Origin of the sequence: Pseudoalteromonas sp. SMS1, assembly GCF_021530565.1 — a bacterium.
Taxonomy (GTDB): Bacteria; Pseudomonadota; Gammaproteobacteria; order Enterobacterales; family Alteromonadaceae; genus Pseudoalteromonas.
The window spans coordinates 41,340-63,337 of the sequence record NZ_JAKGBI010000004.1 but is presented as its reverse complement, the minus strand read 5'-3'; the positions used below and the strand labels follow the sequence as shown (position 1 = coordinate 63,337).

General features: G+C 39.8%; 23 protein-coding genes and 1 other RNA gene. 15 read left to right on the top strand and 9 right to left on the bottom strand.

Translation table 11 applies throughout. The features are described 5' to 3' along the window. Positions 1-217 precede the first annotated feature (217 nt). A complete protein-coding gene (locus tag L1286_RS05985) occupies positions 218-781 on the top strand; it encodes a DM9 repeat-containing protein (RefSeq protein WP_235405999.1) in 564 nt (187 codons plus the stop codon). Between the two features lie 77 nt (positions 782-858). Here L1286_RS05985 and L1286_RS05980 read toward each other — a convergent pair whose 3' ends face one another. Then, positions 859-1,371, bottom strand: a complete 513-nt coding sequence (locus tag L1286_RS05980) for a GNAT family N-acetyltransferase (protein WP_235405998.1) — start codon at positions 1,369-1,371, stop codon at positions 859-861. Positions 1,372-1,593: 222 nt separating this feature from the next. Next, the gene (locus L1286_RS05975) at positions 1,594-2,505 is read right to left on the bottom strand and encodes a DUF1444 family protein (RefSeq protein ID WP_235405997.1); all 912 of its coding nucleotides are present in this window, start codon (positions 2,503-2,505) and stop codon (positions 1,594-1,596) included. Positions 2,506-2,728: 223 nt separating this feature from the next. Between L1286_RS05975 and L1286_RS05970 the strand changes: the two genes are divergently transcribed. From L1286_RS05970 to L1286_RS05935, 8 genes are all read left to right on the top strand, one after another. Then, a complete protein-coding gene (locus L1286_RS05970) occupies positions 2,729-3,244 on the top strand; it encodes a hypothetical protein (protein ID WP_235405996.1) in 516 nt (171 codons plus the stop codon). A gap of 5 nt (positions 3,245-3,249) precedes the next feature. Next, positions 3,250-3,423 (top strand): hypothetical protein, encoded by a 174-nt coding sequence (locus L1286_RS05965; protein WP_235405995.1) that lies wholly within the window; start codon positions 3,250-3,252, stop codon positions 3,421-3,423. A gap of 297 nt (positions 3,424-3,720) precedes the next feature. Next, a complete protein-coding gene (locus tag L1286_RS05960; RefSeq protein ID WP_235405994.1) occupies positions 3,721-5,133 on the top strand; it encodes an AAA family ATPase in 1,413 nt (470 codons plus the stop codon). An 11-nt stretch (positions 5,134-5,144) separates the two neighbouring features. Next, entirely contained in the window at positions 5,145-6,062 is a 918-nt protein-coding gene (locus tag L1286_RS05955; RefSeq protein ID WP_235405993.1) for a hypothetical protein, read from the top strand. A gap of 9 nt (positions 6,063-6,071) precedes the next feature. Beyond that, the gene (locus L1286_RS05950) at positions 6,072-7,178 is read left to right on the top strand and encodes a hypothetical protein (RefSeq protein WP_235405992.1); all 1,107 of its coding nucleotides are present in this window, start codon (positions 6,072-6,074) and stop codon (positions 7,176-7,178) included. Positions 7,179-7,186: 8 nt separating this feature from the next. Next, entirely contained in the window at positions 7,187-7,576 is a 390-nt protein-coding gene (locus L1286_RS05945) for a hypothetical protein (protein WP_235405991.1), read from the top strand. 288 nt (positions 7,577-7,864) lie between these two features. Beyond that, positions 7,865-8,368 carry a DUF4760 domain-containing protein gene (locus tag L1286_RS05940; RefSeq protein WP_235405990.1) on the top strand — a complete coding sequence of 168 codons (504 nt, stop codon included), beginning with the start codon at positions 7,865-7,867 and terminating at the stop codon, positions 8,366-8,368. Further along, on the top strand, positions 8,368-8,736 hold the full coding sequence (locus L1286_RS05935) for a BRcat domain-containing protein (RefSeq protein WP_235405989.1): 369 nt from the start codon (positions 8,368-8,370) through the stop codon (positions 8,734-8,736). Before L1286_RS05940 ends, L1286_RS05935 begins: the two co-directional genes overlap by 1 nt. A 138-nt stretch (positions 8,737-8,874) precedes the next feature. Here L1286_RS05935 and L1286_RS05930 read toward each other — a convergent pair whose 3' ends face one another. From L1286_RS05930 to L1286_RS05910, 5 genes are all read right to left on the bottom strand, one after another. Then, on the bottom strand, positions 8,875-9,306 hold the full coding sequence (locus L1286_RS05930) for a hypothetical protein (RefSeq protein WP_235405988.1): 432 nt from the start codon (positions 9,304-9,306) through the stop codon (positions 8,875-8,877). A 3-nt stretch (positions 9,307-9,309) separates the two neighbouring features. Next, the gene (locus L1286_RS05925) at positions 9,310-9,507 is read right to left on the bottom strand and encodes a hypothetical protein (RefSeq protein ID WP_235405987.1); all 198 of its coding nucleotides are present in this window, start codon (positions 9,505-9,507) and stop codon (positions 9,310-9,312) included. Positions 9,508-9,532: 25 nt separating this feature from the next. Continuing rightward, positions 9,533-10,174 (bottom strand): hypothetical protein, encoded by a 642-nt coding sequence (locus L1286_RS05920; RefSeq protein WP_235405986.1) that lies wholly within the window; start codon positions 10,172-10,174, stop codon positions 9,533-9,535. Between the two features lie 177 nt (positions 10,175-10,351). Continuing rightward, positions 10,352-11,608, bottom strand: a complete 1,257-nt coding sequence (locus tag L1286_RS05915; RefSeq protein ID WP_235405985.1) for a Y-family DNA polymerase — start codon at positions 11,606-11,608, stop codon at positions 10,352-10,354. Continuing rightward, the gene (locus tag L1286_RS05910) at positions 11,596-12,009 is read right to left on the bottom strand and encodes a LexA family protein (RefSeq protein ID WP_235405984.1); all 414 of its coding nucleotides are present in this window, start codon (positions 12,007-12,009) and stop codon (positions 11,596-11,598) included. The genes L1286_RS05915 and L1286_RS05910 overlap by 13 nt, the downstream gene beginning before the upstream one ends. A gap of 129 nt (positions 12,010-12,138) precedes the next feature. Here L1286_RS05910 and L1286_RS05905 point away from each other — a divergent pair, with 129 nt between their 5' ends. After that, positions 12,139-13,035, top strand: coding sequence for a hypothetical protein (locus L1286_RS05905; RefSeq protein ID WP_235405983.1), 897 nt, complete (start codon positions 12,139-12,141; stop codon positions 13,033-13,035). A 283-nt stretch (positions 13,036-13,318) separates the two neighbouring features. On the opposite strand, the gene ssrA is transcribed toward L1286_RS05905, so the two are convergent. Then, positions 13,319-13,676, bottom strand: a transfer-messenger RNA (tmRNA) gene (ssrA, locus tag L1286_RS05900). 181 nt (positions 13,677-13,857) lie between these two features. On the opposite strand from ssrA, the gene L1286_RS05895 reads away from it, so the two are divergent. The 3 genes from L1286_RS05895 to L1286_RS05885 all read left to right on the top strand — a co-directional run bounded on the left by L1286_RS05895 (position 13,858) and on the right by L1286_RS05885 (position 15,734). Beyond that, entirely contained in the window at positions 13,858-14,052 is a 195-nt protein-coding gene (locus L1286_RS05895) for a hypothetical protein (RefSeq protein ID WP_235405982.1), read from the top strand. A 255-nt stretch (positions 14,053-14,307) separates the two neighbouring features. Next, positions 14,308-15,219, top strand: coding sequence for an ADP-ribosylglycohydrolase family protein (locus L1286_RS05890; RefSeq protein WP_235405981.1), 912 nt, complete (start codon positions 14,308-14,310; stop codon positions 15,217-15,219). 134 nt (positions 15,220-15,353) lie between these two features. Beyond that, positions 15,354-15,734 carry a GFA family protein gene (locus L1286_RS05885; protein WP_235405980.1) on the top strand — a complete coding sequence of 127 codons (381 nt, stop codon included), beginning with the start codon at positions 15,354-15,356 and terminating at the stop codon, positions 15,732-15,734. A gap of 79 nt (positions 15,735-15,813) precedes the next feature. Here L1286_RS05885 and L1286_RS05880 read toward each other — a convergent pair whose 3' ends face one another. Continuing rightward, the gene (locus L1286_RS05880; RefSeq protein ID WP_235405979.1) at positions 15,814-18,621 is read right to left on the bottom strand and encodes a TonB-dependent receptor plug domain-containing protein; all 2,808 of its coding nucleotides are present in this window, start codon (positions 18,619-18,621) and stop codon (positions 15,814-15,816) included. A 591-nt stretch (positions 18,622-19,212) separates the two neighbouring features. Between L1286_RS05880 and L1286_RS05875 the strand changes: the two genes are divergently transcribed. Both L1286_RS05875 and L1286_RS05870 read left to right on the top strand, forming a co-directional pair. Next, positions 19,213-20,061 carry a trypsin-like serine protease gene (locus L1286_RS05875; RefSeq protein ID WP_235405978.1) on the top strand — a complete coding sequence of 283 codons (849 nt, stop codon included), beginning with the start codon at positions 19,213-19,215 and terminating at the stop codon, positions 20,059-20,061. Positions 20,062-20,896: 835 nt separating this feature from the next. Then, complete coding sequence (locus tag L1286_RS05870; protein ID WP_235405977.1) at positions 20,897-21,967, top strand: energy transducer TonB; 1,071 nt, start codon at positions 20,897-20,899, stop codon at positions 21,965-21,967. Positions 21,968-21,998: the final 31 nt, after the last annotated feature.

Sequence of the window (21,998 nt, the reverse complement as noted above, 5' to 3'; positions counted from 1 at the left end):
TTTTAGAACTCAATTTTGATTTCACGAATTATTTAATTATATTAATTAAAATCAATATCTTATTTTTCTTTCACCTAAATTAACCGCGGTTTCACTCTGTTTTTCTTGTTCACTTTGCCTGGCTTTCTTAACAATACTCGCGGCAGCTTAAGCAGGTAAATATACATTTTTACTGGCTGCGAAACGGATTTAACAACATGATTTTACGAGTATAAAAATGAGAAAAAGCACACTATCAAGTTTATGCCTTTTAGCTGTATCTGTAATGACGAGTGGTTCTGCCATGGCTTATTCAGATCCAAGTACTTGGCGATATGACACCGGATGGAAACTTAAAAGCCAAGCGACCGCAAATGATGGCTCAGGTATTTACGCTGGCCAGCATGATCCAAGCTCTCCAGTGTATGTATGCCGTCATTCAAATCTGCCTGGCAAAGCGGTAAATGGGAAATGTTACATCAGTTATCGCGGCCGTGAGTATGGTACCCACAACTACAAGTCACTCCTTACTAAGTTTGGAAACCTTGTTTGGGACAGCCGTTTGCATGGCCCTTACGTGCCTGGCGCACTACCAAATAACATTAGAACCAATGCTGTGGTTGGTGGCAATGAAGGCTTTGACGTATTTATTTGCAAGGGGAAACATGGCGCACACACCGTAGTGGGTAAGTTTGTGCGTGGTCATGGCTGCTACTATGGTCAAGGAGGCCGAGAGTTTTTATTAAAAGTGAGCGACGACAACTTCTCGGTATTAACTGACAGAGCAAGTTGGTCGCGTTAGCACCGTTTTAGAGATTAACCGTATCCATATCAAGCCCCGTCGAAACCAAATGGCTTCTGGCGGGGCTTTCACCGTGTTTATGCTTCGCTTTCGCAATAAAACCCGTCGTGGTAAGCAACACTGCAATTTGGGATGCTGTCGCCAAAACTTTGCACTTGAAAATACTCAGCAGGCACACCTTCTAAAACCATACTCGGCTCTGCTTTAAAGCCAAATCGATTGTAATATGTAGGCTCTCCCAGCACCACACAGCCAGCAGCCTGACGAGAATGCAGAGCTGCTATTGCTTGGTTGATCAACTGAGATCCAATCCCTTGCCCCTGAAACTCGGGTAATACAGAGACGGGGCCAAGTCCAAACCATCTACCGACTCCATTTGATAATTCAACGGGAGAAACGGCTACATGGCCAATAATATGCCCACCCAATTCAGCCACCAAAGACAATGTTAAAGCGCCAGAATGGCGTAGCGCACTGACAACAAAATGTTCGCAGTGGTTTGAATGTTCAGCATTTGCGAAGGCTTGTTTAGTCACAGATCTAATCAAAGTGATGTCATCACTGCGTTCTGTTCGAATTATAATATGCATCGTTTTTGCTCCCATATGTTTTTGTATATTCAGCCAAGAGAAGCGATATTGCCTCTGGAATAAATGAGACTCTAAACTATGAAGCTGTAGACAGGTCAAGAGGGGAGGCAGTTGTTTAAATTATTACCCTTTGCAAAACGATGGAATGAACAGAGCCCGCTAAATGATCGGCTTAGGGCTCTGTGGCGTGGTAGGTTGCATCGAATACCACGCCCTTTTTGACTAAAGCTGTATGGGCTTTAGTACACCATTGTTATATTCATAAGCAAATGGAGTTATGCTATAAGATAGGTTTGGATACGACGAATAAGCGAACATTGCGATTTTATAAAGTGATGCTTCATCGTCTAACGGAACGACTAGCACACTGCTTCTACTTGGGAATACGATGCCCACAGGCCCTTCGAAAGTCGCATTGATTTGTTTCTTAAAATAATCTGAGAAAATAGCGCTTGCTTCGTATATTTCATCCGCGACAAACATATGAATATTGCTATTGCCATCTTCTTGGTCAACTATTTGGAGCTTTGCTCCGATCTGGGCAAGGTATGAGTCTAAATTGGATTTAGCGATGTCCTTTAGCTGCTCTACAGGTAGCTTAAATTCTTCGAGAGTGTCTTTACTAACGTATTGAATACTTGTTGGTGTGTCCAAGGCCAACAGCAAAATCAACGCATCGTTAATCTGCTCGTAATAAAACGGAAAAGGGACCTCTTTATCACTAGACTGATTAATTTGAGCCTTTATGTTATCAATATAAGAAGCCGGTTTGATAACAGGCCGTAATTGGCTAAGTTGCAACTTTGACTCATCGGTTAATAAGTTAACGCTTTTGCTCGAATTTATTTGATCTGCAAATATATCCTCGAGGTTGTGTTGTTCTTTAGAGTATCTCAGGTAAGCATTTGCCAGATTTGTCGAAAGGGTAACGCCTGATGAGTGTGTGATTTCGACAGATAAGTCGCCCGTCACCTTAAACTTGGCACCTTTTAAATGTTTTTCAGCTTCTTTCATATAGGCTTTTGTAAAGGCCTGCTCTGATAGTAACGATTGAGAACTCGGTGATGAAATTGCGTAAAACGAAGAGGACAACCCCAGTCCTAAGGCGAAAGAGAAAAGTAGCGCTTTTTTCATTGTCTAAATCCATAATCATAATTCGTTGCGAATAGTACACTAATTTATTTTTTGTGTCTGTTACTGCTGTACTTTATTAGAATTTACATTTTATATAAGGGTATGAATTATAATGTTATTTTTAATTTCGCTTATTGTCTGATTAGGGAACGCTGCTTCCAAATTAAGCATAAATCATGTTATTTTTCAATACGCAAACAGAGGCAGTTTTTGAGGGAAATTAATGAAGGCACAAGAAAGATATTTTGCAAATATGACTAGAATTATAAAAGGACATTTTTATATTAAGCTGTATTCTGAAAAACTTGAAATGAGAGAAAGAAGTCTAAATATATTTTTGGCTGTTACTTCTTCATCAAGTATTGCAGCTTGGGCAATATGGGGAGATTATCCAATGGTATGGGCGGGAATTATTGCGCTATCACAGCTAATTTCTGCCATGAAACCGCTACTTCCTTATTCCCAATGGCAAAAGCCTGTATTTCAGTATTATCGAGAATTAAGCGAACTAGTACTAGATGCTGAAAAAGTATGGGTCAAAGATATCGCAGAAGGAGAGCTAACCAAAAGTCAGATTCTAGACCAAGCAACAGAAATCAAAGAAAAAGCGCTGAAAGCGTCTGATAGCTTGTTATTAAAAGGCATCTCGTTACCATTGGATAAAAAGCTCTCTAAGATAGCAGAATCACAACTAGAACAATATTTATTCAACTCATTTAATGTTAAAAAAAGGAAATAAAACTGATGTTACCTAATATTACTCCAAAAGATGAATATATTTTAAGCCCTGGTGGCTCAGGCTCAATACCTGAAGTTGATGAAGAATACGAAGCACCGAATTACAAAAATGAAAAAGACGATGACGCCGATGGCGAATCAGGTGAAGGTGGCTCAAATCAAAGCGGTATGCGTCATTAATTAGAAGGTCCAACTGAAACGGGGAAGGCTATTTTATAAACTTAATGTGGTGGAGTTGGGGGAGGGACCCCCGTCCATAAAGCGTCGATTTTAAATGGCATATTTAAATCAATGATTTATATCAAATTCAACAAGTTAAAATCTTACACGGTCTACGTAAAACTTGTGTAAACTCTTGAGTGTGGGCACAATGTGGTCAATGTTGAGGTGTATAGCATGAGTAATGATGTGCTTTAGACCCACTTGGCTCGTTCAATTTAGTTGACCCAACCTTACCGACAAGTTTAAGTGAAAAATATGGAAATATTCGAAATCAATGAAGTCTTTACTCCTACAAAGCCAGCCCGTGCAAATTTTGTAAAAAGAAAAGTTCTGGATAAACGTGTAGGGAGAGCATTAAAAACACCTGGTATGCAATTAGTGCTGTATGGTCACTCAGGTTCAGGTAAAACAACATTGCTCCTTAACAAATTAAAAGAACTAGAACTTTCATTTCTAAAAACTAACTGTACAAGCAATATGTCATTCGATGATTTACTATCAAATGTGTATGTAAATTTAGATAAAGAATTATCAACGAAAGAGATTGATAAAAATGACCAAGAGGGAGGCGGTAGTTTAGGCATCCCAAAAGTTTTTAGTTTTACCTCCAAAAGTGCTACTGGTTCAACGTTAGAAAAAAGTTTTGTATCAGCATATGACTCTATTGAATTGTCTCTTGCAAAGGCCATTGGTGAAAATGATGCTCTCTGGGTGATTGAAGATTTCCATAAACTTCAAACTAGTGTGAAGGAAAAGTTGTCCCAGTTAATGAAAATATTCATGGATCTGTCGGATGAATTTCCCAAATTAAAAATAGTGGCAATTGGAGCGAAAAACACTGCTAGAGAAGTTGTTGAGCTAGATTGTGAAATGCAGACTAGGGTATCAGAAATACATGTGCCATTGATGAGTGACGAGGAAATCAGTCGGATTATTAATAACGGAGCTGAGCTGCTAAATATCTCTGCAAACGCTTATGTTGTAAATGATGTAGTTGAACACAGTCATGGTGTAGCTTCAATCTGTCATCAGCTATGTCTCTTGATGTGTGAATTTGCTGATATAGAAGGAACAGATGCTTTTTATTCTGATATAGAGTTAGATTTCGCACACTTTAATTATGCTGCTACCGAGTATATTGAACAGGTTTCTGATACTTTAAAATCAGCTTTCCAAAAGGCTATAAAAGTAGATAACTCATATGAAATTCTTGCTTGCTTGGCAAGTAGTGACATTGAGGGAGTAGAAGTAGTAGAAATACTTGAACATATAAATGAAACTACAGATAGTGTTGAATTGTCGATGGAAGAGCTAAAAGAGTCTTTAAAGTTACTATCAAGTACAGAATATGGTTCAGTTCTATTTTATATTGAAGTATCAGAAAGGTATAGTTTCAAAGATCCATTTTACAAGATGTTTGGTAAACTATTTTTAAGTGCATTTTCTTCAGGTAAGAAGAAGAAAAGCAAGGCGGAACTCTTCACTCTTTTCAATAAGCTTATTGATAAGGCAAAATCTAATTACACGAACTCAGATAACAACATTATCCCCACCGAGAGTTACTTTGATGAAGATAATGCTTTGCTTGAAAATAAATGGAAAAAGTCAGAGCCAAAAATTGAAAGGAAAGTTCATAAAAATCACAAGAAAAAGAAAAATTTTTTATAAAAGGTGAGTCTTTGAAATATTCAATTCTTATTATTACTAGTTCTTATGATAAAACTGTGGACTATTTGCAAGAGAAATTCTCGGAGTTAAGTTTTTTTAGGTTTAATGTCGATCAATTTTCGAATTATAGGGTTTGTGCAGCTGAAGGGGGGTTCTCAATAAGTGACGAATATAAATCCATTACTAATATTTCTTGTGCCTCAATATACTATAGGAAACCTTCGATAGAAGACTTGAAAGATAAAATATCTGAAGAATACTTGTACTTCGTTTTTAAGGAAGTTTTTGCATTGGTTGATGGTATCGTAGATACTTTCGATGGCTATTGCCTAACCAGACCTAGAGTGTTTAGGTATGCATCAAACAAAGTAGTCCAGTCATCAATTGCTAAAAAAGTTGGTTTCAATATGGCTAAACATGAAATTACAAATAATAGTGGTAGTGATTTCATGTCTAAACCAAATAGAGTTGTTAAACCAATAGCTGTAGGAAGAATAAAGAGAGATGAACACTTTGAATTTGTGCAAACTAATATGGTCGACGAAAAATACACAGTGGACTTATTAAAGTATTGCCCTTCTTACTTCCAAGCTTATGTTGAAAAAGACTATGAATGTAGGCTTACAATTGTTGGGGACGATTTCTTTCCAGTTAAGATTGATTCGGAAAATAAAATTGATTGGAGAGTGAGTAACAACAAAATATCATATTCATTAATGGATGTGCCCAAGGAAGTTTTAGAGAAGTGTTATGAAATGATGAATATTATGGAAGTCGAATTCGGATGTTTTGACTTCATTATTAAAAATGATGAATGGTTTTTTTTAGAAGTTAATATTAATGGTCAGTGGGCATGGCTAGAGTTTGAATTAGGTTTAAATATATCTAGATCTATAATTTCAAAGCTTGAAGTTTACAAATGTAGCTAGGGGGTGATTTTGGGTTTTATATATAGTGTACTTTGTTTTTTGTTAAATCACTCTCCAATCTTAAATGTATCTGATGATGGCAATTTTGGTACAATAGAATTATCGAAGCTAAAAGAGAAAGGTAACCGATTTAGATTTTCTATTTTTTGCTTTGTTTGGGGTTCTCGTATTTTATACCTTGCAACGTATTGTTTTGAATCACATAAATTTGAATGGCGTAAAGTTCAGTCGCTTAAAGAGATTGATGCAAAAAAGATTGAAGAGTTGCGAGACAATACAATTAAGGAACTCGGTATACAAGATGATGATAGTACAGGGTACAAATACCTATCTGATTACTATAAAGAAAAGCTTTCTCAGGAAAATGCTAGAATTTCAATTGCTATGCAGAAGTTGACTAGTTATCGTTCATTCTTACTGTTCCTAGCAGTTATTCCAGCCCCACTTTTTAAAATTATCATATCTGAGCTCGGGGTTTTGTACTCAATTTTAGTATATGCTTTTTATTATTTAAATTGTTTTTACTTATATAAAACGATCAGCTCTGCAATTAGCATTAGACATAGATTCCTGTCTTCTGCAAGTGATAAGTTCTTAAAAAAAACACAAGAAGGTTCACCAGAAGATTTACCAAAAGATTTACCAAAAGATTTACCAAAAGATTTACCAAAAGATTTACCAGAAAAATCATTGGCTCAGCTTTACCTTTATGACCTTATTAGTTTTAGGAAAGCGTCAGAATTTAAGATTACAATGATTAGAAATGCAGAAAAATATCTTAGAATTTTATCTATCTCTTTATTTATTATATTTTTCTCATATGTTTTTACTATGCTAAAAGCTCATTCTGGAGGGAAGGGAAAGGTAAGTTCAAGTGAAATTGCTTTTGTGGTTTATAACGATTTAGGCCACTTAGATATTCAAGAGTACACAAAAATGATATCGAAGGTATCAGAGTACAAAGGCGAAATTAAAGTTATTCACTGTTCAAAAGCTAACAAAAAGTCGTCTATCGAAAAAATGTATTCTATAATCGATTCAAGTGATATTTCTTTGGTTTATATTGAATCAGAAAATAAAAGCCATTGTACAGGCGAAGTATTGATTGTTTTATGAGAGGGACCATGAAGCCTTATATTATGAATTACAGTAAGAGCACGGTTGACGTAGTGAATTTTGCAAATAGTTCAACTTTCCAAACGAATCAGAGTGAAGACTCAGATGATTCATTTATTGTTAGTGGTGTAACGTCACTGACCGAAAGCAATGAGGACTCAGACGAAACCTATATCAATGGCTGTCCAAACTTAATGGTTGGGTCATCGGAGAGTAGTGTGAATGACAGTACTCAGTTGGGAACTGTGCAGACCTATGTTGTCGAAGATAGTGATGAGAGTATGATTCATTGCGGAACTTTGCTTACGAAGTCATGTGAAGACCAAGATGATGAATATATTGGAACGGCTATGACTCGAATAAGCGAAGACAGCGATGAAAGCTTTTTATCGATTTAAATGAATAGGTTTAGACCTCATCTGGCAGATACCTATGAGCGAATAGCAGCGGTCGAATAAACTATTCCATTTCTTAATGATTATTTCTCCTTAATAATATTAACGGGCAATTTGCCTGTTTTCTGCAACTTATAAAATGTTAATTTTCAGATAACTATCTGACTAGTAATAACTAATTATTAGTGCTATAAATTACTCCAGAATGTAAACAGGCGATGTTGCGGTAGAAAAAGAGGCAACTTGCCTCTTAATAAACTGTAAGAAGACTATCAACAAAAGGAAGTATAGATGCCAATTTATGATATCATCAGCATTACATCTGAAGTAATTGTCATGTACGTTTTGACTTTTGCGGTCTTTATCTACATCAAGTCACAGCGTCAAAAGAAAAGAGCTGTTTCATTGGAGTTTGTGAAAAGATGGAATGACGGACGCTATCAAAGAGTCTTCTCAAGAATTCTCTCTGACCCAAGAAATCATGATAGAGATATAAGAGATATCCTCTCAGATGCAGCAATGGAATGGGAAAGCGATACGAATTTTAATGACATAGAGAGCATTTGGAATTTCTTTGAAGAGCTATCTATCGCAATTTTATTTGATGAAGCAGACGAAGAAATAGCTAAAGAATATTTTTTATACTCGCTGACAAATACTTATCGAGTATCAGAAAGAGCCCTATATTCATTGAGAAACTCTAATGGCAAAGGACTTTATCTGAACATGGAAAGGCTCTTTGGAAAATGGACATCCGACAAAGAGTTCACATTGGTGCGGGAGGTTTCTAAATAATGCCTGTGCCATCAATACCAAATCAAATTGACAGCGATCCTATCGCCGTCCAAGAGAAATTCATCCGGCAATTTGATTGCCCTAATCCAGATTGCGATGAATCAATTGACATCACTAAAGTTAATGTAGGGACTAAAATCCAGTGCAGCGCCTGCAAGAATGTAACTTGGTTACCTGATTATGGAAATAGTTGGTGGCAAAAACCCGCAAGCATTTTTGGTGGGTTAGTTCTAAGTTTTATAATCGGTGTGGGAGCTTCACTCACTGCCAATTGGATCGACTTAGAGAAAGAAGAACAGACCAGTCAGCAGCCGACGTCTTCTAACAATTCAAGCAACTCGGACACCTCAAGCGGCGCCGGTTCTTGAGGCATTACGAATGACAGTTGTTGGCACATATGCGACTGTCAGATTTGATTGAGTTCTATTATTCGAGTCTGACAGATCAAGTTATGATTTATTCAATTTAAATAAAAGGCGCGTTTAGCGCCTTTGCTTTTTCCTAACTTACTTTAACTCAAATAACTCTTTTCGCTGCTCTTCACTTAAATCAGAAAGTTTGATTCTTTTACCATTTGCATGGACCAAATGTGCAGGATTCTCAGTACACACTCGAGCAAAGAGCGGTTGCATATTTAACTCAATCTGAATTAACTTTGTTGGTGCATTACACGCCTTGCCGTTTTCTAGTAATTTAACTTTGCAAGCATTTTTAGTGTCCGTAAGAAACCGTCTCATTACATTTCTACGAAAGTTATTTCTAACTTTTCGATAAGTATCGGGGGTCTGTACGACACCAACAGCCCCACCAATAAAGGTACAGGTGTTTAAAATTAAATCAATAGTCGTTGGATCAACTAGACTAGCACTTGCCCTACAACCTTTATAGCTCTCTCGTTGGTATTTATGGTTGATTTTTCTTTTATGACTCAGTTTCATTACTTATAGTTTTTCCCATGTGTATTGTTCGCAACCGTTTTCAATAGATAATGCGTAGTATTCTAGTTCACTTTCTATAACATGAAGGTTTCTTGGGTGATTTTCACTTAAAGCCATATTTTCTATTTTGACTTGTTTTTTATTTCCATCACCGTCGATCATAAAATATGTTCCTTCGATTTCAGGTAGAGTATTTTTCATCTTTGTTCCTTTCTTTATCCCAATACTAAACTTTGTACTTTGTGTTGACGTAAATCGGGTAAAGTTTATCCCTGTATAGTTTAAATACGTCGCTACTTTCTACTTTTTTTATTTGCTCTTCTGTGCGGTATTTGCTTAAGAGCTGTAATGGCTCTGGAATTGGGTCATTCGTGTCATACATCGCTTCACTGTTCACATTTAAGGCTGTTCCGGATAAATAACTCCTTACTGCTTTCTCTATTTTTTCCAATGGTATCGGGTTTTTTTGAGGGAATTTAAGTAATAATGTAATTTCATAAATTTTAATGAATTCAGCGCCTTTGCGATACGCATCGTGGTTATGTGACTCTGACATAGATGGAAGTTGGTAGATAATTGAGTCGGCCAATGCATTGCCGATCTCTTTTAACTTAGATATATTTTCTTCTGCTTTTTCATTTTCCTGTGATAACTTTACTTCGTTGCCTCCAATTGTAAATGACTCGACTCTATCTGCTAACTTAACTAATAGTGAAACAACCAAACCCAGAGTCGCGAATGCGATGTACTCAGCTCCGCTAATAAAGCCTTTGCATAAAAAGTGATAACCTACCAACATAAAGGCTATAAAAGTACATATGGAAACTAAGTTTTTAATTTTGGTGCCTGAGTTTTTATCTTTTTCCATTTATTACAATATCCCTATACTTTAATGCTTGAATAAAAAATAATTACTTAATCTGATATTTACAATATATTACCACTTTATATGTCGGTAACAACTTATCTCGATAGGTTCCCGAACAAGCCCGAGGCAACATCATGGTCAACGCTCTTTGCTACGTGCCATTTTAACCATAGATTATCAGCATTTTATCACTGGAATATCCGCCCACCTTGTCGTAAAGCGTGGAGATAAAAACTCTCTGCGCATTTCCCACTTTTGAGTTTGTAATTCTGAACCTATACGCGCAGCAGTGGAGCCATACCTAGTGTTTATTTCGTCCAGACATTTCATGAGCTCAGGTTTATCTTGCGATTGATTAAACATGTCGGATTGCTGAAACAGATCATCTTCTAACTCGATAGCGCCTACACCAGCTTTGTAGTAACGAACACCTGGTTTATACAATTGATTAAACACACTCTCGACTGCATTAGCAAACACGGTTGCATCATTTGAAGCAACTAGAAGTTCTTTAATGAAAGACTTTTTGAAATAGTCATTCTCGTGTGGCGAACTGTGGGCAAAAATCACGATGCGTTTTGCCAATGAGCTTTGCTTTCTTAGCTTTTTAGTGACGATAGAACAGTGCGAAGCGAGTGATGCTTTGAGAGAGAAAGGCTCAGTAACCCGCTCACCAAAGCTGCGGGTGCTATAAACTTCTTTTTTACGTTGCTTTACTTCATCCCAAGATAGGCATTCCTCACCATTTAACTCTGTAATAGTGCGCTCGAGAACTACGCTGAATTGTTGGCGCATAAGTCGAGGGTTTTGTTTGGATAAATCGAGCGCAGTTTCAACGCCGAATAGTTTGAGTTTCTTAGTTAGTCTGCGTCCAACGCCCCACACATCACCAACGCCCATTCTAGAAAGTATCTGCCTGCGGCTTTGTTCGTTATCAATCACAGCAACACCGGTTGCACCTGGGAACTTTTTGGCAGCATGGTTTGCTGCTTTTGCCAATGTTGGGGTAGGGCCAAAACCCACCCCAACAGGTAGCTTTGTTATGCGCCAAACTGAGCGCCTTATTAAATGACCATAGTCATACCACGATGAAACCACATCACTATAGCCGTCGAACTTTAGAAATGACTCATCGATAGAGTAGATATAGTGATTGTCGCTAAACTGATTAATGACGTTCATCATTTTGTCTGACAAATCGGCATACAGCTCATAGTTAGACGACTTAATAACAACACCATTCTTTTGCAGAATGTCCTTCAATTTGAAATATGGTTCAAACTTGGGTATGCCTAAACACCTTGCTTCGGGTGATGCTGCGACTATACAGCCATCATTATTCGATAGAACCACCACTGGCTTTTTACGTATGCTCGGATCAAACACTTTCTCTGCAGACGCATAAAACGATGTTGCATCTACTAGTGCATACATTTAGTTAATTCCGAATTGCTGCGATGCATACGAACAGAGCCAATGACAACACCCTCTAATTGAAAGTTGTCATCATCACTAATTCTAACGGGAGAATAAATAGGTGAAGCAGAGCGTAGCAAACGATTCTCAACGTCTAATAATTTACAAACAAATTCGTTGTTGTAATTGGCCACGATAACATCGTTCTGTTGTGGCTGTACTGCTCTATCTACAACAAGTAAATCGCCATCGAAAATGCCTACACCTTGCATTGAATCACCAGACGCCAAGCCAATGAACGTTGCATTTGGGTGTTGCACTAATAATTGATCTAAAGACAGTCCTAGTTCTCGGTATTCGGCTGCGGGAGACTCAAATCCTGTGATCCCAGCTTGTGCCTTTATGGGTATTACTTTCATACGTTACCTATACTGTTTATATATACAGTATATATCTATAGGTTGAGGTAAAGCAATAATAGGTGGGTTTGATTGATGCTTTTGTAGTAGGTAGGCATAATTGGCTGCATCACTGAAAAGGAATATATTATGAGCCAAAAAGAGCTGGACCAAACCGACATAGCACAACAAGAAAAGAAAACGTTACAAGTCATCATTACATCGGTGAAGTTTATAATCCCAATAGCGTTGGGAGTGTTGTTACTTACCTATTTTTCAAATTTTAATGATGGCTTCGGGAATCAAGGGGATTTTGGGGCTTTTGGCGACTTTATTGGTGGGATATTAAATCCAATACTCACCTTTTTTACAATTGTGATTCTGGTTTACTCTATTCGTTTGCAAGTCAAGGAACTGGAGCTAACCCGAAATGAACTCCGAGAAACTAAGGGTATCCACCATGATAATCTGTTACTCGCTCAGGAAAACCTAAAGTCTCAAGAGAAGCAATACGCACTAGAAGTGCTCACAGAAAAGATTAAATCTAAGTGCGACTTAGTGAATGAAATTTTATCTGAAGTATTCACTTCGCATGAATATTCAACACTTGTAACAGAAGATGGTGATGAATTTGGCCCAGGTAAGTCCTATTACGTAAAACTACCCAAGACATTAGGGGATCTCGAGGTCGGTGTATATGAGTTACTTGACCATTTTGAACTGAGTGTGCAAGAGGCTCATTTCCATGAATTGTCTAGACCTATCCCAAAGCTGGTATATACAGTTTCAGATTTAGCAGAATGTATTTTACATCTGGATAAGCTAAAAGTTGATAGGGTTTTACTTAACGATGATATATTGAGAAATACTAGCAGAAGAATTGCAAATAAAGTTATTTTGATAAGATCGCTTCCTGCCTTTCAAGTTAAGGAAGATCCTAACTCACCGTTTGGTTCCAGAAGAATGTTGTTGAGACTTGAAAATGTACTTGAAAGGCTGGATGGATTGTTAGATGTTGATTTCGAGAGAAAAGCAAATGGGTATTGAAGCTTACTTGGGTCCATTGGCATATATATGGAGCATGGTTTCAAAGAATATTAAAGAATGACCACAGGAAATATCAAAGCTTTAAAGTGTTGAGCCTTGTTTGAGAGAGCCATCTGGCGAATTAGATACCCTAGCGGAATAATGCTTTTATAGGTGACCGAAATGTGCCCTTTCAAGGCATGTTTGGGGCACATTTAGGGCACGTACGTACCGCTATCGATACATTCAGAAAACAAAAAAGCCAGTAAAATCAGATGTTTTACTGGCTTTTTATTGCTTCATTTGGTGGAGCTGGGGGGATTTGAACCCCCGTCCAGAAAGCGTCGACCCTCGGTCCTACATGTTTAGTATCGTCTATTGGTTAACCTTTAAGTCTCGGACGAACACGATAAGTAAAGGCGAGGCCGCTTATATTTAACCCTTCAACCCCGGCCAGGGTTTCCGTAGCGATCTTATGTAGGATGACACTCCAGATCCAGAACCACAAGCATTTCTTGGAGGAGTGCTAGCGGGCTTATTATGCCGCTAGAGCGTAGTTATCGTCGTTTGCGATTACTTTAAATGCGGCTTTTTTACGAGGCCAACCGCCCCTCGACATGCACCTCAGGCTTCATGAATCCTGTCGAATCCTAATCAGCCCCTGAAATCTTTCATTCAGTACATAATAACTTTACTACATTATTAAGCAAAGTTGTTATTTTCCGGCATTGTAGCCCTAATATATTGGCTTAGCAACAGTTTTTATGTTCAATGCCTTATGATGCCTGTTGTTTGCTGGTTTACTGACCGCTTTGGCGCCAAAGTGCGCGAATAATTTTAATAATGTTGAACAAACACCTCATTAAAGCGGTGTTTGTTGCTTTTTTACCACTGATTGCCAGATACCCGCTGGCTGGTGTAAAGCGCGAGGTTCAGGTTTTTATTGGTACAAAGGCAGGGCAGGTACCTCGACTTGTTGCAACAGACATATCTTCAATCAATTTTGTGTTGGCCATGTGTATGGTGCTCGCTATTTAAACCCCCTTGCTTAGCATTCAGCTCTAGCGTGTAAAACGATCACTTATTCTTGTCCAAATGAGTTTTGGTCAATTCAGTGTTGAATAGGTTAGTTCGTAGGTTATTAATCCGCCAACGGGGTTTCAGAGGTATCTTACTGGTGCTTGATTATTTATGAATACCCGCGTTTTCATACCAAACTCAGCTAATATTATCTAATGAATTCAAATCGCGTTTTCTCTTTGGTGAAGTTTATTCAAATCAACGGAGTTGGGTGTGATCGAACAATCTAAATTTGTTGGCTGCTTTAAGGCATTGGCAATTGCAGATGCTTGCGGCGCATGTTTTGAAGGCGGGCTGTTAGAACGTGCGTTGTGGTACTTTGTCGGCAAAACTTCTGATGGTAAGCAGCGCTATACCGACGATACGCAAATGTCTATTGATGTCGCAACTTCATTTTTAGTAAGCCAGATGTTTAATCAAAGCCACTTGGCAGAAACCTTTGGCGCCAGTTACCATTGGTCGAGGGGGTATGGTCCAAGTGCAGCTAAACTCTTGAAAGGAATACAATCAGGTAAAGATTACACGACTTTAAACAAAGCAAAGTTTAAGGAAGGTTCTAAAGGTAATGGCGCTGCGATGAGGGCGCCTGTGGTTGCCTTATGTAACCTAGCAGGACAGCGCTCCTTGCTTGAAGACATCACCAAAACCGCTGAGATCACACATGCGCATCCAGAAGCAATAGAAGGTGCATTTTTGATTGCACGTGCTACCCAACTTGCACTGATTGGCGTAGATAAAGTCGGCATTATGCAAACCTTATGCAGTGAAAGTAATTTGAGCATCTACAAGCAAAAGCTCGTTATCTGTTACAACGCGTTGATAAAAAATAAAGTACTTGAACCGAGTACAGTTAAATGCCAGCTAGGCAATGGCATGTTGAGTTCCGAATCGGTTGTTACCGCACTCTATTTTGCATTTATGTACCGGGATAAGCCGCTTACGCAAATGGTAGAAGAAACCTGTTTACTGGGCGGTGACACCGACACTATTTGTGCGATGGCTGGTGGAATTTGGGGCGCATACAATGGTGACGCAACACTGAATTGCTTTGACCAACAAATAGAGGGTCTAGAGCGAGTAAGTGCCATTGCTCAGGATTTATATCACTGCTACGCATCGCAGTAAGTGTGTCATGTCTAGATGCTTTCAAAGCCGGCTTTGCTTTTTATTACCTTTTACTGTATAAAAAAACAGTGGTTGCACTAAAAGGTCGCGAGCGGGTGTTTAAGTGACTAATACATAATACAAGAGAGGACAATATGCAGGGGAGCTGTCATTGTGGCAATGTGATAATCGATGTATCAACAAAGGTAAATTTAGCAACAAGTTGTAATTGCTCTTTATGTCATCGTTATGGCGCGATTTGGGGCTATTTTGAGATGGCGCAAGTTAACGTTGCGCATCGCAGTGCAAGCGTACAAAGTTATAAGCATGGCGATGAATATCTTGATTTTCATCATTGCACTCGCTGCGGTTGTATAACGCACTACACCCCAACAGAGAAGGCGGAGTCGACGCGTATGGCTGTTAATTTACGTATGTTCGATAAAACAGTTTTACAGGGGGTGGAAGTTAGATACTTTGACGGGGCAGACACGTGGGAGTTTAAAGCGCAAAGCGCAGATCGCTACTTTATTTAAGCAAATGTGCAAATAAATAGCCCCAATTCCTTGGGGCTATTGGACTAGCTATGCGTGCGTATGACACGCGCTCCTGGGGTTAAAAATCGTAATCTATGCCGATATAACCAGAGCGGCCAAGGATGGACCAGCCATTGTATGCGCCGCGGCTTGTCGTCCAGTGGTCGCCACCGTTGTTGTCGGTCACGTTGTTGATGCCAATGTAAACAGAAGCATTGTTTGTTACTTGATAGTCTGCACGCAGGTTATGAATACGCGAGTGAGACGGGGTATCCGAATCGCGGTAGCCAGGCGCTGCGTCGTCGTCATAGCGACCGGACATTTTAAACTTAAATGTCCAGCTCAGTGACAGATCATCCAATTGATATTTTGTGACTAGGCTTGATGCCCACTTGGGTCTACCAAGCTGCCCCACTTCGTTGTTCGTTTCATCTAAACCAGTTGCAAAGTTGCGGGTCGTTTCTGAGTCTTCAAGCATACGAGAGGCTTTAAAGTCAAACGACAGTGTCTCCCAAGAGTAATAGGCTTCCAGATCAACCCCTCTCACGCGGCCCGAATCGAAGTTTAAGCTCAATGGTTTGACGTATTCTACATCACCATTGTCCTTACGAAATGCCAAGTCGCAGAACATGTTGTCGATCGAGTTTTGAGACAAATCGACGCAATTTTTTAGGATGTCGCTTCCGCCAAACTCAGAGATTTTGTCTTTTAATTTTATGTCAAAATAGTCGATTGAAATGGTTAAATCCTCAACCAGCTTTGTCGGTGTTAATACTAAGCCAACAGTGAGTGTATCTGCTTTTTCTTGCTTCAAATCAGGGTTGCCAGAGCTTCTGGACTGGCCTCGCTGGGTTTTTATGTTTGATGCCCAGCCCGGTTCAATGCCCAGTAAAGCACAGTTTGCTTTACGACGACCATCAGACGGGCCGCCATCAATTTCATCAGCATCACAGGGATCGGTCATGGTGGAGTAACCGATTGACTCACTTCTAAATTGCTCATAAAGTTGTGGCGCTCTTACTGCCTGCGAGAATATCGAGCGCAAGCGAACTTGGTCATTGATCATCCAGTTTAAAGCCAGTTTGCTACTTTCAAATAAACTGTCATTGGTTGAGTAATCAGCGATACGGTATGCTGCTTCAACATCCAACTGCTCCACAAACGGTAAGTCACTGAGCACGGGGACTAATACTTCAATGTACGCCTCTTTGATATTACGGCTTGCATCCAAGACTTGCATTGTTGAAGATAAGTTACCTGACGCCCAAAGTTCATGTGGGTCAAAGTAAATACTTTCGTAACGCGCCTCGACACCGGTACTCATTTGCATTGTACCGGCTGGTAGTTCATAAAGATCACCTGAGAGGTTAGCGGTAAAGGAGTGGTTTACGGTATCTGTGGTTGATGTAAACGCGTCAATTACATAATCCATAAATTCGTCGGATGCGCGCTCAAAGGGTGAAAATGTTGGACAGTTACCTGCTTCGACGCACTCACCTGCCACTTGCATTTTGCTGGTAAAGCGGTCTTGACGCATTTCTGTGTGTCGATCAAGAGACGCCATTGACTTACCCGTTACAAAGTTCACGTCCCAGAACCAGTCATCTGCATAGACGCCAGAAAATGTCAGTGAAGAAGAAAAATAGTCTCTGGTATTGGTGTGTTTACGTCCGCCGCGCTCGTAAAATGTATGGTGGAATCCTATCCAGTCTTCATCATCAAAATTGTTAGTGATGGAGGCTGGCGTATCAAACAGTTCTTTAACTTCCTTAACTTGCATCCAAGCGCGTTTAAAGGGAGGGTCGATAACGTTGTTTGACTTAGTGCGCGCGAGTGTTACATCAAAGCCCACATCAAAGTTATCAAATTGATAGTTTAAAGACGTGAATAAGTTGATTCGCTCGAACGGATCTTCTATGTGGCCCCAAGCCGTACCTTCGTAACCTTTGTCTGCATCGACTAACCAACCATCGTACATGTCTTTGTAGCGTGCGCGCAGTGCGACTTCTTGAGTCGCTTCGTCAAAGTCATACCAGTCATAGCCGCCATCGTCGCCATTGTAGACTGAGAAAATAGTTTGTGGCACCCCCCACGGAATCGGAGATACATTGGTTTTCCAAATTTTGGCGGGTTGGCCTTCACCTTTATTCGGGTTGGTCACAGAGCGCTGGTAGTTATAGGATTTTTCGCGATTGTTTTGTGTGAGCGCCGATTCTGACAAGTAGTCAAATGCGACGGTTACATTGCCGTCATCGTTAAACGAAAATCCATGAGTAAAGTTAAAGCTGCGAGTACTGTGCCCACCTTCTTGGGTGCCAGAGATGTGCGCATTTGCTTGTGTGCCTTCGAAGTCCTTTTTCAAGATGAAGTTAACAACACCGGCAATTGCGTCTGAGCCATATATCGCTGACGCACCACCTGTCATTACTTCGACACGTTCGATCAAAGAAGCTGGAATCGTGCCCACATCAGCAAACATTCCTTGATAGTCTGTTGCAACAAGAGCAGGGCGTTTACCGTTTATCAGGACGAGGGTTCTTTCTTCACCCATATTTCGTAAATCGAGAATATTCAGCCCCGAGTTACCAAAAGAATAGTTGCCTGATGCAGAGTCAAATCCATCGGCAAACTGTGGCATTCCCGTCAAAATATCATTGACGTTATTGGCCCCAGTTATTTTGATGTCTTCTGCTGAAATCACAACAGTGGGAGAAGGTGCCTCAAAGCTTGCGCGCATAATGCGAGAACCTGTTACGGTAATGCGCTCGGGTGCTTCCGCTTGGTCGTCGTCATTCGCATAAGTTGTTGGTGCCATACTTGCTGAAGCAATTGCAAGCGCCAGTAGGCTCCTGTTTAGATTGCGTTTCGTTCTATTGTTGATGCTCATGGTATTCCCCTTTTTACCACTGATTATTATTGTATTTCTGTATCACCTAAGATGTATGCAAAACATTTTTTTGAATCTAAATTTCGAATTGTTTTGCATAAAGAGCTGATAAATATGCGCTCAAACTTCCCAGTGATAATTGTATACAATATACATTAAATTTAATTAGGCAAGTGCTAATATTGCAGCGAGATGTGTTTTCAATTGCCAAAAACGCAATTATCTGTAGTGTGGACAGGTGTAGAAGGTTTAGGTTTGTTATGGTTTTCTCTGGATTTTTAGTGTGATTCAATGGGAGGGGAATAGATTATTTTCAGACTCTATGGTGTTTTTCCACGGTTATTCTTTCTGAACTGCCATTCTTTATGCAGCTAAATTATTACATTTGGCCCCCTTATTGGTGTGTATTATGCATTAATTGGTTTGTCTAAATATTTGCAACAAACCGAATTTGAGCTGAGTAATATGCGCGAGCTCCAGTAGTTTGGTATGAGTAAAAGAGCGTAAATATGCGTTTTCATAAGACTTTAAATATGGTACACAATTTATACTCAAATCAACCCGCTAACTCAGCCTCAATAAGAACAGTTTATGTTGAAATTATGTGTTGTTGCTATCGGCATATTAAGTACGTCTGCCCAAGCGATTGTTACTCGACACGATGTCGAGCCAGCCCATTATCTTGCAAACAGCAAGGAGTTTGCGCCACTGGCAACTTTTTATTTTGATGGTGCGCACGGTACTTTGATTGAACCCGAGTGGATTGTAACTGCTGCGCATGCGACATTTTGCGTCACGCCCAACCGCTATGTAAAAGTGGGCAATCAGCTACGAAAAGTGAAAAATACGTATGTTCATAAGCAGTATCAACCTGGCAAAAGCCACGATATTGCATTGGTTGAATTAGTAAGTGCCGTTGAGGATGTAACGCCTGCAAAGCGGTATAAACAGTCTGACGAACTAGGCAAGACCTTGTGGTTTATCGGTATTGGCGGCACAGGTAACGGCCTGACTGGAGAAACCGTAAACAGTTACGACAACCAACAAGTGCTTCGCAAAGCCCACAATAAAGTATCTGAGGTACAAGGTCCGCTTATTAAATTTAAGTTTGACAAAGAGAAAGATGCACTACCACTAGAAGGCGTTTCCGGAGGTGGGGACAGCGGCGGCCCAGCGTATGTTCGTGACGCTGACGCAGTGTATCTGTTAGGTGTAAGTTCGCGATTTGAAGGCGCTGGCATTGGAAAATATGGCATCACAGAAATCTATACGCGTATTTCATTTTTTAACACATGGATTGATCAAATTATGGCGGGTGAAGATGTGGCTAAGTACAGTTTGCCTAAATTACCGACCGTCTATTTACCAGCTGGCTTAACACAAAGCAATTTGCAGAGTATCTGTGAGCAAATAAATTGGTCATCAGAAGGTGATCTATAAGTTGTTTTTTATGCAAACAAGCATGTAAAAATTAGGCTTGTCAACGTTGATGGCCGCCATTGTACTTGCCAACAAAAATCGGCGAAACCCGTTGCAACATTCGTTTTGACGACATGCAAACGTGACATTACAGACGCGATGAGATGGGGCCTTTGCGAGCTTGCAAATGAGTGAAGGGGCGTTGAGTGATATGCCTTGACAGATTGCTGTGCAACTTTAAATGTTCGCCCATTCGTTTAGGCCACATAGTGGCTTTTGGTTGTGAGATATGGCCGCAAACACTGCCATATCAAGTTGGTTAACAGTAACGAGACCTGCAAGTACCTTGAGAACAACATGCGGCTGTGCCTCCGAAACATTGGCCGGGTGCTGAGTTGCATCCGCCCGCTATTTGAGGTGTCTGTGCAGGAGGCAGAGCATGTTTGCTTTTACTTAGGTTTTTTATACGCTTTTTGTCTAGTGATAACGTCATAATGTGTCCTTTTAGTTCAGTGTCTTTGACAGACTGCGATGTATTGATGTTTAATTTTTTGTAAATTTAATGTTGGCTTTGATAAGGCTAAATGGTTCAGTCATGAAAAGCGATTGAAATATTGTCATGCGGATTGAGTGTTTAAGGCTTCTTACTCTGGTTTTCCTAAAATAGGTTCATTTTAGGTTTATTTTCGATTATGTAATATGAGAAAATATCAGTGAATCTGTTACGCTCCCTTTGGGTTAAAGAAATCGAGTCTGATTTACTGGTTTTTGATTAAAGGGGCTTCAAGGACCCGCCAGCGGATATGTACTTTTACTGTGTGGGCAGTGGGTTTTTGAATATAGAAAAAGGAAAAATATGAGCTTTATCTCTGCGATGCTACTCACTGTGGCGTCATCTCAAGCATCACCTGCAATTGATATTAATACCGATGACTACCACATAGAAACCATAAAAAATGCCATACCCATTAAAAGGACGTCGCCCAGATATCCAGCCAATGCGGCGAGAAAAGGTCAAGAAGGGTGGGTACAGGTAAGCTATGTCGTAAATGAAAAAGGCGAAGTTGAGTCGGCTGTTGTTGAGAACTCATCAGGTATTGCGTCGTTCGAAAAAGCCGCATTACGGGCGGTGAAATCTTGGGAGTTTAGCCCTGCGACACAAAATAAAAAACCAGTAAAACAGTGTCAAAACCAAATACAATTAGACTTTCGGTTGCACCAAGCTGATAAAGGCGTGTCTCGTAAGTTTTTAACACGTTATAAAAAATTGGTCACGGATATAGAAAACGACGCACTTGAAAATGTGCCGCAACAGATAACTGAACTGCGTGCGCTTAATTTAGGTAATTTTACCGAAGACAGTTACTTTTGGTTCGCAAAATCTCGGTACTACAACAAAGTAGGTGATCAAGTTAAAGAGTTACATGCGCTTGATAACTTTATTCACCAAGGCAAAGACTATATGAAAAGAGAGGTGTTTGTCGCTTCTGTTGCACGTGCTATTGCGTTGAAGCTCGATCAAAATAAGCTAAAAAGCGCGGCACGAACGTTTGAAATGTTGTCAGAGACCCGAGGCGCTGAAGCGTATACGAAAGAGCTTTTTCCGTATATTGATAAAGTTCAGGCGCTGATCGATGATAAGAATAGACCAATCTGGGTGCAAGGAAAGATCTCTGAGCATGCATTGTGGCGTCATGAGCTAGTGAGAAACGCATTTACGATTGCAAATATTCAAGGTGATTTAACTTCTTTGGAAGTACGATGCGCGAATCAGTACTCTGTGTATGAAATCACACAAGGTATTCAGTGGAATATTCCACAAAGTTGGCAGGGCTGCCTTGTCTTTGTACATGGCCGCCAAGGCGCGTCTTTTAATTTAATTGAAACTGCGGCGGCAGTGCAGCAGTCGGCAACCGACAAAGCATAAGGTACGCATTGTGTCTGTCAGAGTATGGCAG

What these genes read in the sequence shown, in the direction of transcription:
- L1286_RS05985 (WP_235405999.1), top strand. Translation starts at nt 218, where the DNA reads ATGAGAAAAAGCACACTATCAAGTTTATGCCTTTTAGCTGTATCTGTA.
- L1286_RS05980 (WP_235405998.1), bottom strand. Translation starts at nt 1,371, where the DNA reads ATGCATATTATAATTCGAACAGAACGCAGTGATGACATCACTTTGATT.
- L1286_RS05975 (WP_235405997.1), bottom strand. Translation starts at nt 2,505, where the DNA reads ATGAAAAAAGCGCTACTTTTCTCTTTCGCCTTAGGACTGGGGTTGTCC.
- L1286_RS05970 (WP_235405996.1), top strand. Translation starts at nt 2,729, where the DNA reads ATGAAGGCACAAGAAAGATATTTTGCAAATATGACTAGAATTATAAAA.
- L1286_RS05965 (WP_235405995.1), top strand. Translation starts at nt 3,250, where the DNA reads ATGTTACCTAATATTACTCCAAAAGATGAATATATTTTAAGCCCTGGT.
- L1286_RS05960 (WP_235405994.1), top strand. Translation starts at nt 3,721, where the DNA reads ATGGAAATATTCGAAATCAATGAAGTCTTTACTCCTACAAAGCCAGCC.
- L1286_RS05945 (WP_235405991.1), top strand. Translation starts at nt 7,187, where the DNA reads ATGAAGCCTTATATTATGAATTACAGTAAGAGCACGGTTGACGTAGTG.
- L1286_RS05940 (WP_235405990.1), top strand. Translation starts at nt 7,865, where the DNA reads ATGCCAATTTATGATATCATCAGCATTACATCTGAAGTAATTGTCATG.
- L1286_RS05935 (WP_235405989.1), top strand. Translation starts at nt 8,368, where the DNA reads ATGCCTGTGCCATCAATACCAAATCAAATTGACAGCGATCCTATCGCC.
- L1286_RS05930 (WP_235405988.1), bottom strand. Translation starts at nt 9,306, where the DNA reads ATGAAACTGAGTCATAAAAGAAAAATCAACCATAAATACCAACGAGAG.
- L1286_RS05925 (WP_235405987.1), bottom strand. Translation starts at nt 9,507, where the DNA reads ATGAAAAATACTCTACCTGAAATCGAAGGAACATATTTTATGATCGAC.
- L1286_RS05920 (WP_235405986.1), bottom strand. Translation starts at nt 10,174, where the DNA reads ATGGAAAAAGATAAAAACTCAGGCACCAAAATTAAAAACTTAGTTTCC.
- L1286_RS05915 (WP_235405985.1), bottom strand. Translation starts at nt 11,608, where the DNA reads ATGTATGCACTAGTAGATGCAACATCGTTTTATGCGTCTGCAGAGAAA.
- L1286_RS05910 (WP_235405984.1), bottom strand. Translation starts at nt 12,009, where the DNA reads ATGAAAGTAATACCCATAAAGGCACAAGCTGGGATCACAGGATTTGAG.
- L1286_RS05905 (WP_235405983.1), top strand. Translation starts at nt 12,139, where the DNA reads ATGAGCCAAAAAGAGCTGGACCAAACCGACATAGCACAACAAGAAAAG.
- L1286_RS05895 (WP_235405982.1), top strand. Translation starts at nt 13,858, where the DNA reads ATGTTGAACAAACACCTCATTAAAGCGGTGTTTGTTGCTTTTTTACCA.
- L1286_RS05885 (WP_235405980.1), top strand. Translation starts at nt 15,354, where the DNA reads ATGCAGGGGAGCTGTCATTGTGGCAATGTGATAATCGATGTATCAACA.
- L1286_RS05880 (WP_235405979.1), bottom strand. Translation starts at nt 18,621, where the DNA reads ATGAGCATCAACAATAGAACGAAACGCAATCTAAACAGGAGCCTACTG.
- L1286_RS05875 (WP_235405978.1), top strand. Translation starts at nt 19,213, where the DNA reads ATGTTGAAATTATGTGTTGTTGCTATCGGCATATTAAGTACGTCTGCC.
- L1286_RS05870 (WP_235405977.1), top strand. Translation starts at nt 20,897, where the DNA reads ATGAGCTTTATCTCTGCGATGCTACTCACTGTGGCGTCATCTCAAGCA.